This window comes from Streptomyces humi, from assembly GCF_001005085.2.
In the GTDB taxonomy this organism is placed as follows: Bacteria; Actinomycetota; Actinomycetes; order Streptomycetales; family Streptomycetaceae; genus Streptomyces; species Streptomyces humi.
The window spans coordinates 297,732-312,113 of record NZ_LBMU02000027.1; the positions used below are offsets into that span (position 1 = coordinate 297,732).

Annotated in this window: 16 protein-coding genes; 2 read left to right on the forward strand and 14 right to left on the reverse strand. The window is 70.5% G+C overall.

Translation table 11 applies throughout. The features are described from left to right. Nucleotides 1-7: 7 nt before the first annotated feature. From AAW13_RS13570 to AAW13_RS13595, 6 genes are all read right to left on the reverse strand, one after another. Nucleotides 8-619: a TetR family transcriptional regulator gene (locus AAW13_RS13570; RefSeq protein WP_046732044.1), complete on the reverse strand. Its 612-nt coding sequence runs from the start codon at nt 617-619 to the stop codon at nt 8-10. Between the two features lie 10 nt (nt 620-629). Continuing rightward, the gene (locus tag AAW13_RS45910) at nt 630-806 is read right to left on the reverse strand and encodes a hypothetical protein (protein WP_167391712.1); all 177 of its coding nucleotides are present in this window, start codon (nt 804-806) and stop codon (nt 630-632) included. Between the two features lie 51 nt (nt 807-857). Beyond that, nucleotides 858-3,077, reverse strand: coding sequence for a phosphotransferase family protein (locus AAW13_RS13580; RefSeq protein WP_420855458.1), 2,220 nt, complete (start codon nt 3,075-3,077; stop codon nt 858-860). A gap of 261 nt (nt 3,078-3,338) precedes the next feature. Beyond that, the gene (locus AAW13_RS13585; protein WP_046732046.1) at nt 3,339-4,211 is read right to left on the reverse strand and encodes a winged helix-turn-helix domain-containing protein; all 873 of its coding nucleotides are present in this window, start codon (nt 4,209-4,211) and stop codon (nt 3,339-3,341) included. Between the two features lie 310 nt (nt 4,212-4,521). Next, on the reverse strand, nt 4,522-5,235 hold the full coding sequence (locus AAW13_RS13590) for an HAD family hydrolase (RefSeq protein WP_240528614.1): 714 nt from the start codon (nt 5,233-5,235) through the stop codon (nt 4,522-4,524). 29 nt (nt 5,236-5,264) lie between these two features. Then, the gene (locus tag AAW13_RS13595; RefSeq protein ID WP_046732047.1) at nt 5,265-6,134 is read right to left on the reverse strand and encodes a FadR/GntR family transcriptional regulator; all 870 of its coding nucleotides are present in this window, start codon (nt 6,132-6,134) and stop codon (nt 5,265-5,267) included. Nucleotides 6,135-6,277: 143 nt separating this feature from the next. Here AAW13_RS13595 and AAW13_RS13600 point away from each other — a divergent pair, with 143 nt between their 5' ends. Continuing rightward, nucleotides 6,278-6,469, forward strand: coding sequence for a hypothetical protein (locus AAW13_RS13600; RefSeq protein ID WP_046732048.1), 192 nt, complete (start codon nt 6,278-6,280; stop codon nt 6,467-6,469). 19 nt (nt 6,470-6,488) lie between these two features. Here the strand turns inward: AAW13_RS13600 and AAW13_RS13605 are convergent, their stop codons facing one another. The 3 genes from AAW13_RS13605 to AAW13_RS13615 form a co-directional block, all read right to left on the reverse strand. Further along, on the reverse strand, nt 6,489-7,403 hold the full coding sequence (locus AAW13_RS13605; RefSeq protein WP_046732049.1) for a GntR family transcriptional regulator: 915 nt from the start codon (nt 7,401-7,403) through the stop codon (nt 6,489-6,491). A gap of 365 nt (nt 7,404-7,768) precedes the next feature. Continuing rightward, a complete protein-coding gene (locus tag AAW13_RS13610; RefSeq protein WP_046732050.1) occupies nt 7,769-9,013 on the reverse strand; it encodes a GNAT family N-acetyltransferase in 1,245 nt (414 codons plus the stop codon). Nucleotides 9,014-9,129: 116 nt separating this feature from the next. Continuing rightward, nucleotides 9,130-9,723, reverse strand: coding sequence for an RsiG family protein (locus AAW13_RS13615; protein WP_046732051.1), 594 nt, complete (start codon nt 9,721-9,723; stop codon nt 9,130-9,132). Nucleotides 9,724-9,881: 158 nt separating this feature from the next. Between AAW13_RS13615 and dtd the strand changes: the two genes are divergently transcribed. Then, complete coding sequence (gene dtd / locus AAW13_RS13620; RefSeq protein ID WP_046732065.1) at nt 9,882-10,307, forward strand: D-aminoacyl-tRNA deacylase; 426 nt, start codon at nt 9,882-9,884, stop codon at nt 10,305-10,307. Between the two features lie 33 nt (nt 10,308-10,340). Here the strand turns inward: dtd and ygfZ are convergent, their stop codons facing one another. The 5 genes from ygfZ to AAW13_RS13645 all read right to left on the reverse strand — a co-directional run. After that, nucleotides 10,341-11,306 carry a CAF17-like 4Fe-4S cluster assembly/insertion protein YgfZ gene (gene ygfZ / locus AAW13_RS13625; RefSeq protein ID WP_046732052.1) on the reverse strand — a complete coding sequence of 322 codons (966 nt, stop codon included), beginning with the start codon at nt 11,304-11,306 and terminating at the stop codon, nt 10,341-10,343. A gap of 10 nt (nt 11,307-11,316) precedes the next feature. After that, nucleotides 11,317-11,778 carry a Fur family transcriptional regulator gene (locus AAW13_RS13630; protein ID WP_046732053.1) on the reverse strand — a complete coding sequence of 154 codons (462 nt, stop codon included), beginning with the start codon at nt 11,776-11,778 and terminating at the stop codon, nt 11,317-11,319. Nucleotides 11,779-11,831: 53 nt separating this feature from the next. Then, nucleotides 11,832-12,407 carry a heme-binding beta-barrel domain-containing protein gene (locus AAW13_RS13635; RefSeq protein ID WP_046732054.1) on the reverse strand — a complete coding sequence of 192 codons (576 nt, stop codon included), beginning with the start codon at nt 12,405-12,407 and terminating at the stop codon, nt 11,832-11,834. Between the two features lie 217 nt (nt 12,408-12,624). Continuing rightward, nucleotides 12,625-13,482, reverse strand: a complete 858-nt coding sequence (locus AAW13_RS13640) for a hypothetical protein (protein ID WP_046732056.1) — start codon at nt 13,480-13,482, stop codon at nt 12,625-12,627. Beyond that, nucleotides 13,479-14,382, reverse strand: a 904-nt coding sequence (locus tag AAW13_RS13645) for a hypothetical protein (RefSeq protein ID WP_338059045.1), incomplete at its 5' end; no start/stop codon positions are given. The genes AAW13_RS13645 and AAW13_RS13640, both read right to left, overlap by 4 nt.

Sequence of the window (14,382 nt, forward strand, 5' to 3'; positions counted from 1 at the left end):
CACCAGGTCACCGGGTGGCCAGCGCCCGTTCCAGCCGCCCGAACGCCCGTTCCGCCGCCCGCACCGCGTCCTCCCGCACGTCCTCGACCCGCTCCCCCGCCGCGATCCGGCGCCAGTTGTCCTGCGCGAGGATCCGCTGTACGGCGATGATCTGGCCGGCGGCCAGCCGGGCGTCCAGGGTGCCGCCCAACGCCTCGGCGAGCGCCGCCTCGGACCGCTCCAGATAGGCGTGCCGGCGGGCGACGAGCGTGGCGGTGCTGTTGAGGAGGGTGTGGAAGGCGAGGACCTGGGGGTGGTCGTTGAGGCCGGTGACCGGGTCGTTGTGGGCGAGGCCGGAGAGGAAGCGGGCGCGCAGCACGCCGACCGGCGAGTCCGTGCCGGTGGCTCCCGCGACCAGCCGGGCGGCCTCCGTCTCGTGGTCGGCGATCCGGTGCAGGACCAGGTCCTCCTTGGCGGGGAAGTACCGGAACAGCGTCGGTTTGGAGATCCCGGCCGCGGCGGCCACCTCGGCGACCGACACCGCGTCGAACCCCTTCGCCAGGAACAGCCGCACGGCGACGTCCGACACGTCCTCGTACATCCGCCGCTTCTTCAGCTCCCGCAGGCCCATCTCACCCATGGGACCGAGCCTACGCAGGGAGCGGGTCAGGCCGGGGTGGCCCGGCACCGGTGCGGCGGCCGGCGAGGAACCACAGATCGTCGAAGTGCTTGATCCAGGTCACCACGGCCGCCTCGGCCGCCCCGTCCCGGGACCACACGTTCAGGTCCGTCCGGTATCCCTTGGGGTCGTGGTCGTCCTCGGGCACGTCCCGTTCCCCCACCGCGGGGCCCCGCGAGACGGAGCACTCATGTTCCCGCTAGGCCAGGGCCCGGGCAAGATGGGGGTTCGCCGTCGCTCGGACGGACAGGCCCATGGAACCCGTGGCCGCCATCAGGGTCATGGCGTACGAGTCGACGGCTCGGCGGACGTTGGGCGCGTCCAGGCTCGCCCCGGTGACCAGGCGGTCCAGGTCGACGTAGGCGGAGCGGATGATCTCGATCCAGCGGTACACCCGCCAGTCGCGTTGCCAGTCGCGGGTGAACCTGGGGTCCAGCCCGCGTTCCCACCGCCGGAACATCCGGTCCCTGATCTCCGGCCGGGTGGGCGTCAGATGCATGTGCCGCACCAGGTCGTACAGCGGGTCGCCGACCAGGGCCATCTCCCAGTCGATGACGGTCAGCGCGAACCGGTCGTCACGGCGTACCAGGTTCCAGGGGTTGAGGTCGCCGTGCAGCAGGGCCGGGTCCCGGCGGCTGACCTGGTGCCGGGCGAGGATCTCCCGCAGCCGGGCGGCGCCGGGAAGGCCCAGGAAGCGCACCAGTTGCTGGGACTCCTTGGGAAGTCCGGCGACCAGGGCGACGAGCTGCTCGCTCAGCCAGCCGTAGAAGTCGGGCTCGCCCGCCGCCGGATCGAGCTGGGTGTGGTCGACCCCGGTGAGCGCGGCCAGCTGGTCGACCAGTCCGTCGGCCTCGTGCGGGAGGAGTCCGTGCACCGGGTGGTCGGGTTTGCGGTCGGTGTCCGCCGGGCCCTCGTAGGTGTGGATGGCGAAGCGGTCCCGGGAGTAGGCGAAGAGGTAGCGGGAGTGGCTCTCCCCCAGCCCCAGGACGCGAGGGGCGGCCACCGCGACCGCGGAGCGCTCGATCGCCCGCAGCACCGCGTGCTCGCTGAGGTAGCTGCGCTCCCGTCGGCGGACGTGCGGCACCTTGCGGCGGATCACCACCGGGAAGTCGATGCCCGGCACCCGGATCACCGAATTCAGGTGGGCGGTGCCCTTGAACACCTGGCGGGCCGGTGCGGTGCCCTCCAGGAACAGGGCCGCCCGCACCGCGGAGTGTGGGAAGTCCGGGTGCTCGGGCACCCTCCGGTCCTGACGCCATTCCATGACCCCAGCGGTCCGGCCCCGCCGGCCGGCCCCGTCGGCCGGTGTGGACGCGGCCCAACGGAACAGGACGTGCTCGATCTCCCGGACGCCCGGCACCGTGCGCAGCCGCAGCGGTTCGGCTGCCGCCTCCAGCGCACGGCGGACGGCCTTCGTCGCCTCCTGGAGGTTCCTCTCGTCGAAGGACTCCTGCAAGGACTTCGCCGCCCGCATGACGTCCGGATAGACGGACTGGGCCCGCTCGAAGTCCACGTAGTGCCGCAGGTCCTTGGTCACCCCGTGGGTCGCGGTGGGCCGCACCGCCCGCATGGCGGCCACCCATGCCTCCACGACGTCGTCCCACTGGTGGTCGGGGTAGTGCATTCGCACCAGATGGGTCGCGAGGTCGTGCAGGGGGTCCCCGAAGGTGGCCAGCTCCCAGTCCACGCAGGTGATCAGGGGTCCGCCGGTCGGCGAGGTGATCAGGTTGTCGCGGTGGAGATCGGCGTGGAGGAGGCTGTACGGGCGCCGGGTCAGCACGGGAACCCGGTCGGCGAAACGGAGCAGGGCGTCCTCGGGAATGCCCAGGGCCGCGAACAGCCAGCCGAAGGCGGGGCCGTTGGCCTGACGGATCTGGAGATCCGCCATCCGGGCCAGCGTCCGCAGGAAGGCCTGGCTGTCACCGTGGTTGCGCGGCCACAGAGACGGCAGCGGCGGCAGTGCCGCACCGCGCACCTGGGTCATCCCGGCGAGCAGCCCCGCCAGGTCCTTCAACAGGACGGCGTCGACCGGTGTGCCGTTCTCGCAGACGCTGGAGAGCGGCACACCGTCCACGAAGCTGTGGATGGTGAAGCGATTCCCCTCGAAGAGGCACTCGGGCACGTTCGGCAGCACGCCCTTGATCGCCCGCAGGATCCGCGCCTCGTTGTCCCAGGTCCGGATCACCACGGAGAGGGCGTCGGTCCTGCGCACCCGGACGGTCACCGCCGGCCCGGGTTCCCGCCCCAGCAGGCGGGCCATCGGCTCCGTCAGGGGAAGGACGTAGTTCTGGTTGTGGAAGCCGTTGCTCGCCAGTCCGCGTTCCGCCGCGTGACCCAGGAACGCTTCGTACTCGTCATCGGGCAGGGGCCTGCCGGTGTCTCTCCCGATGACGACAGCGGGAACAGACGGTGCACCCACAGGTCGCTCCGGGGGATGGTACGCGCGCGGTATCGCGTGGATCGGGAAGGGAAACGGTATTGCCAGGTGACGCACGACACGACTGGAGGGGCGATGGAGTGACCCTGAAGGGTGAAGGGTCGCTCGCTTGTACGGTCGCCCATCGGTGCGGTCGTCCGCGACTGGCGCTTTTGGCCACCCACTCATACGCACGCAACCGAGCGGTTGCTCAGACGGTTTCGCACTCTAGCGCAGCGGAGACCTCTCCGGATCACCCGGAGGCTACGGCTGAAAAGCGAGCAGGTTCCAGACCGACTCGAACCATCTGGTCGCGTTGTCGACGAAGGCCGAGCCGGCCGAGCCGGGGTCCGCGTCCCGGACGTGATGGGTGAGGGTCGCTCCGAGGCCCAGCACGTCCACGGCCTCCACCTCGGTGCCGTCCTCCAGGATCACCGTGCGCGGGATCGGCTCGTAGAAGCCGTGCAGGACCTCGTCGTGGTTGATGACGTAGAGCTTGAAGGTCGGGGCGAGTTCGGTGCGGCGGATCTCCAGGTCGACCGACGGCACCAGGTTCTCGGTGCGGAGCTGGTCCAGGACGGTGCGCAGGGAGCCGGCGTGGGTCCGGGTGATGGCATGCAGGCGCCGCAGCAGCCGCGGATCGTCGCGGTCGTCCGTGTTCCGCGGGTAGGGCATGGCCAGTGTCTCGGCCGGCAGGATCATGCGCAGGGTGATCTTCCGGGGGGCGATGATGCGGGCCCGGATGCGCTCGGCCTGGACCCTGATGTGCGCGTCCAGGCTCTCCGAGGTCAAGGTCGCGATGTCGAGGGCGACCTCGTCGCGTTCGAAGGCCTCGCCGATGAGCGGGCCCAGGGTCATGGGATGGCGGGAGCGGGTGGCCCGGGGGGCGGAGGACTGGATGTGCTGGCGCCGCACGACCCGGGAGCCCTTGCCCTGGCGGGACTCGATCCAGCCTTCCGAACGCAGGATGCGCAGCGCCCGCTGGACGGTGTCGCGGGACACCCCGAACTCCGTCGCGAGCGACTCCTGCGACGGCAGATAGGAGTTCAGCGGGTAGTCGCCGTCGGAGATCCGGAGCCGGAGCTCCGCCGACACCCGCTGGACCACACCCCCGCCCTCGTTCCCCTGCCTGGCCACATCGAGTACGTACCTGTCGGCGACTTGCGGCAAACAACTTTCGGTCAGGCAAGCAGTCAGCCGGCCTCACCGGTTACTGGATCTAGTTGACTGGGAATTCTCGCTGAGAGCAGTCAACTTCTCAGTCAACTGGTCGACTTGAGCGGTTGCCTGAGTTCGCGGTGCGAGGGGGGGTGGCTAGCCGTGACGGTCCACGTGCTCGGTGTCGAGGTGCAGCTGGATCTCAGTCAACTGGTCATCTGGTCCGCCGGGTTACTGGCGTCCCTGACGGCATGGATCCGCAGGCGGCGGCGGGCGCGGGGCACGGCGCCTACGGTCGCAGCAGGTCCAGTACGGGTTCCAGGGAGGCGACGACGTGGGCCGCGCCCGCTTCGGTCAGGAGCTTGGCCTTCCGTTCGTTACGCGCGTAGCCGAGGAACGGCACCCCGGCGCCGCGTGCCGCCTCCAGGTCCGTGGGTGAGTCGCCGATCATCAGGGCCGCGCCGGGGGCGGCGCCCATCGCGCTGAGGGCGCGGTTGAGGCAGTGCGGGTCGGGTTTGAGGCGGTGCAGGTCCTGGGTGCGGCCGTAGATGTGCGGGGCGAAGCAGGAGGTCAGGTCGCGGTCGTCGAGGTAGGCGCGGACCACCCGGGGTGAGTTGTTGGTGGTGACCGCCATGCGCGCGCCCAGCGCCCGCCAGGTCTGTATCAGGACGTCCGCGTACTCCGTCGGCATCGCCGTCGAGGTGGCCCGCAGTTCCTCCTTGGTGAGACGTTCCTCCAGTTCCGCGACCAGGTCGCTGCCGGGGTGCCGGCGGTCCACTGCGCGCAGCACCAGGTGCGGGTCGAGCGAGTCGCGCTCGGTGTCCGTGACCAGGCCGCGCAGGCCCCGGCTCTCCAGCCACGCCACCAGGCCGTCGGCGACCAGTTCCGCCGAGTGGCCCGCGAACAGACGGCAGATCGGCCCGTCGAAGTCCCATAGGACGACACGGGCGCTTCTGATCAGTTCCGTGAGTTCCTCGGTCGCGTTCTCGCTGTCGGCCGTCACCGGTTCAGTCTGCGTCGTATCAGAAGTCACTAGGAGAGTGTCAGGTCCGTGGTGATGGTTTCCCAGAGGGCGTCGAACCACATCTGGGATTGGTCCACGAACGCGGCGTCGCGGTGGCCGGCCCGCTTCTCGAAGGAGAAGAGCAGGGACTCCGAGCCCACGGCGTCGTACATGTCGAGCATGCCGGCCTCGGTCTGTTCCTCGCGGCGCGTGACCATGTAGTACGCGAAGAGCGCCTCGGCCTCGTTGAGCAGATAGAGCTTCACCGGCGGGGTGAACGGCAGGGCGCGGAAGGTGACGTTCACGTCGATCTTGTGGGTGGAGCGCAGGCCCTGGAGGTTGTACTGGAGCACCTGGCCCTGGGCGTTGCGCATGCCGAGCCAGCGGGTGTGGACGGTGTCGTCGTCGCCCTCGACCGCCGTCGGGAAGGCGAGCGGGATGTCCCGGCTGGGCAGCAGCACGCGGACGTCGATGCGCTCGGGGCGGATCCGGCCCTCGTGGATCATGCGCAGCGGTTCGGCGAGCGCCGGCAGCAGGCTCTGGGCGGTCAGGCAGGCCGCGTCGATACGGACGTGCGGGGCGGTGAACGCCTCGGTCATGCGGGGCCCGAGGCCCACCATCGTCGGCTGCGGTTCGTCGAGCGCCGTGGACGGCGGCTCGGCGATGCGGGGCGGGCTGCCCTTGCTGACGTTGGTCAGCAGCCCGTCGTCCTGGAGCACCCGTACGGCCTGGCGCACGGCGCCGCGCTCCACGCCGAACTCCTCGGCCAGTTCCGCCTGGGTGGGCAGGCGGTCGCCCACCTTGAGGCCGCCCGTGCGGATGCGCTCCCGCAGGGTGTCGGCGATCTCCTGTGGTGTGCTGCCGGTGTTCACTGCCACGTTCTCCTGGGTCACGACCAAACGCTACAACTTTGATCCATCTAGCGGGAGTTGTTTGAAGATTGGTTATAAGTTACAGCCAACTGGGGACAACATAATCAGAGTTGGTTACCAACTTTCCGAGTTGGTGGAAGCTTCCGCTTCCCGACGATGGGGGAACCGACATGCCCGCCGCCCTCGCTCTTCTCTCCGCCGTGTTCGTCCTCGGCTTCGAACAGATCGTCCAGTCGAAGTACGGTGCCACTGGCATTATCGGTCTGCTGTTGCTGACCGTGGGCATCAAGGCCAAGAGTCCGGCGTTCAGCTCCGCAGGCGCCGTCCTGCTCGCCCTGGTACTCGCCGGGCCCGCGCTGTAGCGGTCCCGCCCCGCGGATGTCAGGCCGTCAGCTCCAGTTCCGAACTGATCGTCTCCCACAGGGCGTCGAACCAGAGCGTGGACTGCTCCACGAACTTGGTGTCCCGCAGGCCGGTGCCCCGTTCGAAGGCGAACAGCATCGACTGCGTGCCCTCGGCGTCGTACGTCTCCAGGTGCTCGTGGCCGATCTCCCGCTCGTGGCGCCCCAGCGTGTAGTACGCGAACAGCGCCTCTTCCCCGTTGAGCAGGTACAGCTTGACCGGCGGGGTGAAGGGCAGCGCCCGGAAGGTGACGCGCACGTCGATGCCGTGCGTGGCGCGCAGCGCCAGCAGGTTGTGCCGCAGCACCTGACCCTGCGCGTTGCGCTGGGCCAGCCAGCGGTTGTGCACCGCGTCCTCGGCCGAGGCGTCCACCGCCGTCGGGAACGCGAGGTCGATGTTCCGGCTGGGCAGCAGCACCCGGACGTCGATCTTGGCCGGTTCCAGTAGCCCCGCGTGGATGAACCGCAACGGCTCGCCGAGGGCGAGGTTGAGGGAGACCGAGGTCAGGCAGAGCGCGTCGATCTTCACGTGCGGCACCGCGAACGCCGCCTCTATCCGGGGCGTGAGGCCCACCATGGTGGGCAGCGGCGGCGCCACCGACCCCAGGACGTGGTCCGCCGGGCCCGGGCCCCTGGCCACGGTCGCCGGGCTGCCCTTCGTCACGTTCGTGAGCAGGTGCTCCGACTGGAGGATGCGCAGGGCCTGCCGGACGGCCCCGCGCTCGACCCCGAACTCGTCGGCCAGCTTGGCCTGCGTGGGCATGCGTTCGCCCGGCCGCAGCACCCCGGACCTGATCCGGGTGCGCAGCGCGTCGGCCACCTCGCGATGTGACGCCAGAGGCGTCTGTGACCTCTTCCGTCCATTGGCGGAGGCGTGTTCGGGGTCCACAGACAAACGGTACAACTTCCCGCCATCTTTAGGCAGTTCGCGGGAAGGTGGTTATGAGTCGCTTCCAAGCGGAGATAAGTACAGTGGAGTTGGTCGCCAACTCTTACAACATGGTCACACTTCCTCGTCGGTTGGCCGACCGAGTTCCCTTCCGGAGGGGAGCCGGGAGCCCGGTCACCCAGGGCGGCCGACGGGGCGCACGACCAGCACAGTCACAACTGAACACCGACAACCGAAGACCGCAGGACCCGCACAGCCACAACTTCACAGCTCGAAAAGCTCAGGCGGCTCAGGCAGCTCGCTACGGATGAGCAGGACAGCCACAACCGAACAAGGTGATTCAGGCACCGTCGCCGAGAGGAAGGGGACCGCTAGAAGATGTCCGGGCACCACGGCCGCCCGGATGTGCGCAGCAGGGCGTCGGCCTCCCGGGCGGCGCCCACTCGCTCTTCCTGGACCCGGCCGAGCGCGTGCAGCCGCGCGACGGTCTGGTCACCGAGCCAGACGCTCGCCAGCTCGGCGATGTCGAGGGCGAGGTCGGGGGTGTCGGTGGTCGGGGAGCAGGACGCGCCTTCGGGGGAGGCGTCCAGCCGGAACCGGCCGCCGGCCAGCCCCTGCCGGTCCGCCACCGCCAGCACCAGCGACCCCGTCGCGTCGTACGTCCGCGCCTCCAGGGCCCGTACGACGTCCAGGATCCGCACCCACAGCCAGTCGGCCTGGGTGGTGATCCGCGCGGCACGGGGGTCGGGGAGGTAGTGCGGCAGCAGGTCGTCCGGCGACCGCCAGCCGCTCGTCACGGTGGTGATCCAGTCGATCGAGCACAGGTAGTGCCACAGCGCGCGCTCCGCCGCCGGGGTGGCGCCGAGCAGCCAGTTCACCGTCGCCGTGTTGTACGGCTGCTTGTCGTGCCAGTTGTCGTCCGACTCGTACGACACCATGCCCTCGACCTCGCCGGACGCGGAGCGGTACACCGCGTAGAAGGGCTCGGTCCAGTCGTCGCCGAAGCGGACGGCCCCGGTGTTCACCCGCCACCACAGCCAGTCCCGGCTGACCGCGCCGGGCGTGCCGCGGCGGACGCGTTCGTGCAGTTCGGGGCCGAGCTTGCGGATGTCCTCGCCGTCGACGAGGTCGATCCGGCCGCCGTCCTCGGGGCGCGACCAGCGGGGGTCCAGGCCGGTGCGCGGGACCTCGACCTTCCACTCCGTCAGGGTGGTCGCCGGGCCGAAGCCGTAGCGGCCGTAGATCGGGTACTCCGCGGCGATCAGCGTCGCGACGACGTCTCCGCGGTCCTTCGCCGCGGCGAGGTCCTGGCTCATCATGCGGGTGAGCAGGCCGCGGCGGCGGTGGGTGGGGCTGACCGTGACGTTCGATACGGCGTCGGCGGGGACCGCGGCACCGCCGACCGCCGTGAGTTCCTGCGCGAAGGAGCGGAAGGTGGCCACGCAGCGGGAGCCGTCGAAGGCGCCCAGGAGTCTGCCCGGCACGAACTGCCTTCGGCGGGCGTCGAGTTGGGCGTCCGTGAGGGTGGGCTGGGTCAGGAAGCCGGTCTTCAGTGCGCGGTGCCAGTCGGCGAGCTCGGGTTCGGTTATGGGGCGGACTTCGACGGGGTCGGTCATGCGTTCACGGTAGGTGTTCGACAGGGGTGGTGCTGAGTGGTTTTCGGGTGCGGCCGAGTAGGGGCCTGTCGCGCAGTTCCTCCCCCAGCCTTCGGCCCGGGGGACCCCGCCTGGTCTTACGTCAGCAGGTCGTCGACCTGGGCTTCGCCGTCCCGGTAGCGCCTGGTGATCTCTCCGCTGGAGTCGTCCGCCGTGCGTTGCAGGTGCTGCCTTCGGCGGGACACCTCCTGTTCGTAGCGGATCAGGCGGCCCATCGCCGTGGTGAGTTCCGGGTCCGTGCGGGCCTGGAGGTCGGAGAGTTCGACCTCGGCCAGCATCTCGGCGGCCAGCCGGCCGTACTCCTCGTTGTGCGGGGTGCCCAGGGTGACGTGGCGGGCCGAGGAGCGGTGGCGGGCCGGGGCGTCCGTGAGGATCTCCGGAAGGCGGTCGACCACGGAGGCCGCGCCCGCCGGGGAGCGGCGGGCCAGTTCCGCGCGCAGGATGTCGATACGGCCCTGGAGCAGCCGTCGCACATAGCTGAGGTCCGCCTCGTCGCGCACGGCGTCCCGGCGCAGGACACGCAGCTCGGGCAGGCTCAGGCGGGTCAGGTCGTGCTCCGCCGGCTCCGCGGGCAGCGCGATGCCCTCGGAGCGCTGTGCGGGCGGCCGGGGCAGGCTCGGCACGCCCTGCGCGCCCTGCACCTTCAGTCGCCCGGTACTCGGTGTGCTCATACGCCTCTACCGTCCCCTCGACCGGTGTGTGGAAGCATGGTGCCACCCCCAGTGGCCGCTATGTGACCGAGTGCCCCCGAACGGCCGCAGATGGGGCCTTAAGGATCAATAATGCACCCGCTGTGGCGGCCGGTCGGGCGCCGGGCATGATGGTGGCCATGCGAGCGGTGGTTCAGCGGGTGGACGGTGCCAGTGTCGTCGTGGACGGCGAGACGGTGGGCGCGATCGAGGGCGAGGGGCTGTGTGTGCTCGTGGGGGTGACGCACACGGACACCAAGGAGAAGGCGGCTCAACTGGCGCGGAAACTCTGGTCCGTCCGGATGCTCGCGGACGAGAAGTCGTGCAGTGACGTCGCCGCGCCGTTGCTCGTGATCAGCCAGTTCACCCTGTACGGGGACGCGCGCAAGGGACGCCGGCCGACCTGGAACGCGGCCGCGCCCGGGGACGTCGCCGAGCCGCTGGTGGACGAGGTGGTCGCGCAGCTGCGGTCGCTCGGCGCGACCGTGGCGACCGGCCGGTTCGGGGCGCAGATGCGGGTGTCGCTGACCAACGACGGGCCGTTCACCGTCCTGCTGGAGATGTGAGCCCCCCTCGAAAGGGGGGCGTCGTCCCGTGCCCTACGGCTCGACGATCACTTCCTGCGCCGCCGCGGTCTCCCCGGCGACCAGCCGGGCGTCGGCCGGGACGTTGCGCTTGACCAACGCCAGGGCCACCGGACCCAGTTCGAAGTGGCGCACGGACGTGGTCACGAAGCCGATCTTCCGGCCGTCCTCGCCCTCGTCGGCGACGCGGATCTCGGTGCCGGGCGGCGGCAGGTGCACCTCGCTGCCGTCGAGGTGCAGGAAGACCAGGCGGCGCGGCGGCTTGCCGAGGTTCTGCACCCGGGCGACGGTCTCCTGACCCCGGTAGCAGCCCTTTTGCAGATGCACGGCGGTGCCGATCCAGCCCAGCTCGTGCGGGATGGTGCGGTGGTCGGTCTCGAAGCCGAGCCGGGGCCGGTGGTGCTCGACGCGCAGTGCCTCGTAGGCGAGGAGCCCGGCGGCCGGACCGGCCTTCGCGGCGAACGGCTCCAGCTCCGCCCGGGGCAGGAAGAGGTCACGGCCGTACGCCGTCTCGCGTACGACGGCGCCGTCCGGGGCCTCGGCGATGGAACCGGCCGGGAGGTGGACGACCGCGAAGTCCGCGGTGCGGTCGGCGACCTCGACCCGGTAGAAGAACTTCATCGACTCCAGGTAGGCGATCAGCGCCTCCTCGGTGCCGGGCTCGACGTGGGCCCAGACCGTGGTGCCGTCGTCGACCAGGTACAGCGCGTGTTCGATGTGGCCGTGCGCGGAGAGGATCAGGGCCTCGGTGGCCTCGCCGGTGGGCAGCTCGCTGACGTGCTGGGTGAGCAGCAGGTGCAGCCAGCTCAGCCGGTCCTCGCCGGTGACCGTGACGACCCCGCGGTGGGACAGGTCGACGAAGCCGGTGCCGTCGGCGAGGGCGCGCTGCTCGCGGAACAGGTCGCCGTAGTGGGCGGCGACGCCTTCGTCCACGCCCTCGGCGGGCACCGCACCGGGCAGGGACAGCAGGGGGCTCTTCATATGACCAAGCCTACGACTCGGTAATTGAAGTCCCGACGGTCGCGGTCCTGGCCGTCTTCTGCACACAGTCCTTGCAGCGCCCGAAGATCGCGAAGTGCTTCATGTCCGTCTCGAAGCCGAACTCCCGCCGCAGCTTGGCGGTGAACTCGGCGGCCACCGCCACGTCGGCCTCGATCACGTTCTCGCAGTCCCGGCAGACCAGGTGGATGTGGTGGTGCCGGTCGGCGAGGTGGTAGGTCGGCGCCCCGAGCCCGAGATGGGCGTGGCTGACCAGGCCCAACTCCTCCAGGAGCTCCAGGGTCCGGTAGACCGTGGAGATGTTGACCCCCGACGCGGTCCTCCGCACCTCGCCGAGGATGTCGTCGGGGGTCGCGTGCTCAAGGGTGTCCACGGCTTCGAGCACGAGTTGCCGCTGCGGCGTCAGCCGGTAGCCGCGCTGCCTGAGGTCGCTCTTCCAGTCGGTGCTCACCACACCGAAAGTCTAGAACCTCTCGCGAAGTCCGGGGCTACCAGCAGACCCGGGAACTACTTGAAGAACGCGATGCCGTCGTCCGGCATGTCGTCGGGGAGGGCCTTGGCCCAGCGTTCGACGTCCTCCGGGGTGACGACCTTCTTCAGGTGGGCCGACATGTAGGGGCGGAGTTCGACCTCGGGGGTCTGCTTCTCGCCGACCCACATCAGGTCGCTCTTGACGTAGCCGTACAGGCGCTTGCCGCCGGTGTAGGGCGCGGAGGCGGCGGTGCGGGCCACGGCGTCCGTCACGAGGTCGATCTGGGGCTTCTTGTCGGCCATCTCGCCGTACCAGATCTCGATCACGCCGTCGTCGCGGGTCATCGTGACCTCGACCCTGCGGTCGGCGTCGATGCGCCAGAAGCCGTGCTCCGTCTCCAGCGGGCGGACCTTGTTCCCGTCGTTGTCCAGCACCCAGGTCTGGGAGTGGTACTCCAGGAAGTCCCGGCCGTCGTGGCCGAAGGTGACCTCCTGGCCGAAGTTGCACTTCTCCGAACCCGGGAAGTCGTGGACGCCCGCGCCGGCCCAGTTGCCCAGCAGGAAGGCGAGCGGGACCAGGTCCTTGTGCAGGTCGGACGGAATCTCGATCATGGCGGCGGTTTCCTAGCAGGGGTCCTGGACGGGGTGGTTCAGCGCTGGCCCTGGCACAGCTTCTTCACGGTCAGTCCGGCGAAGGCGATGACGCCGACGCAGACCAGGACCAGCAGGGTTTCGAAGAAGATCTCCACGGGTGCTCCTTGAGCGAGGGTGGGCGTACACAGAGCCGGGGCCCAGCTTACGCGGCCGGGCCCCCGGGCTCTTGGCGAGGTCAGCTCAGCAGCTCGCCCTGGAGGGTGACGGTCTGCTGGAAGGGCACGGCGAGCGCGCTGCCCTTGCGGGACTGCACGATCAGGGCGAGCGTGTCACCCGCGGCGAGGTACGCCTCCCGCACCTCCTCGGCGCCGTACGGCTTGCTCTCGCGGATCGGGGCGGTGTGCACGCGGTCGAGGTGGGCGGCCACCGGGAAGCCCAGGTCCCGCTCGTACGCGTCGCCGCCGCGCACCGGGTACTTGGGCGCCTCGTACCCCGTGAAGTCGTTGCTGAGCATGTGCTCGGCGATCGACGCGGTGTCGAACTGGAGCAGGTAGACCCGGGTGTGGGTGCCGTCGGGGGTGGTCCAGCCGCGGGCCGCGATGTGCCGCAGCCCGTTGTCGGTGAGCTTCTGGCCCACCTCCGTGCGGTCCGCCGGGTGCGCGAACTCCTGGAGGAAGGTCTTCGTCGGCAGCCAGCCGTCGGTTCCCTTGAGCGCCGGGTCCACGGTGGCGCCATCCGGCGCGGGCAGTACGAGTTTCCGCAGGTCGGCGTAGTGGGCGCCGGCCCGGTTGCGGATGTCGTCGTTCGGTCCCGGGCTGCCGGCCGGCAGCGGCGGCTTCACCAGCGTGGGGTAGTCCCAGCGGCCGTCGGAGTGGGTGGCGAGCCCAGGTACGTCGGTCCGGTCGAGCAGGCTGACGCCGTACGCCGTCCCGGACCCGGCGACCGCGAAGACGGCGACCGCGGCGGCCCAGCGGAGCGCGGCCCGCAGCCGACGCCGGTCCTTCCTCGGGGGCTCGGGCGGCGCCTCGGGCAGCGGCGGCACCGGGATCTCCGCGGCCACCGGTGCGGCCTGTTCCGGCTCGTTGACGGTCATACCGATGCCCCCGGGTCCTTGATGCGGTCGAGCTGTGCGCGGACCATGTCCGCGGCGCTCCGCTGGTTCAGCGGCTTGGCCGCGGTGGCCGTGGCGGTGACCAGGACGTCGCCGACGTAGCCGGAGCAGTACATGAGGTCCAGTGTCTCGGCCGAGCCGGACGACACCAGGAAGCACGCGGTCGAGTTCTCGTACCCCTTGATCGCGGGGCCCTTGCGCAGCAGCTTCAGCGCGTCGAGGTACCCCTGCTGCTGCTCCGCCAGGGAGCGGACCGTGTTCCGGCCGCCCAGCTGCGCCAGCACGATGCGCATGGTGTACGTGTTGCCGTACGGCACCGCCGTGTTCACGTAGCTGCGCATCGCCATGCCCTTGACCGGGTTGCGGTCGAACTGCCGCTGGAGGTCCCGCTGCTGGGAGCGCGGCAGGTCCTTGACCGACTCCGCGCGCAGCAGTTCCGCCTCCCGGCCGGACAGCGCGGCGTCCGACCCGAACTGGGCCATGTCCGGGCCGCGCCCGTAGGAGTCGTCGTACGGCAGCAGCATCCCCTGGAGCCCGGTGCCGGCGGCCGGCTTCGTCTGCTTGGCGGCCTTGGGCAGGCTCCAGACGGGTGCGCCCGGGTCGCGGTCCGCGCCGCGGACGGTGACGACGGTGTACGCGGCACCCGCGAGAACGGCCGCGATCAGCACCCCGACACCGGCGACGACGGCGACACGACGGCGGTCCCGGGGCTTCCCGCCGCCCTCGAGCACATCAGCGGGCCCGGCGGACACGAAGCCGAGTCCAGCGGGCCCGGCGGGAGCGGTGGTGGGCCCGGCGGGGGCGGTGGTGGGTTCAGCGGGCGTGGAGGTGGGCCCGGCGGGCGTGGTGGTGGACCCGGCGAGGGCAGCGGTGGGTTCAGCG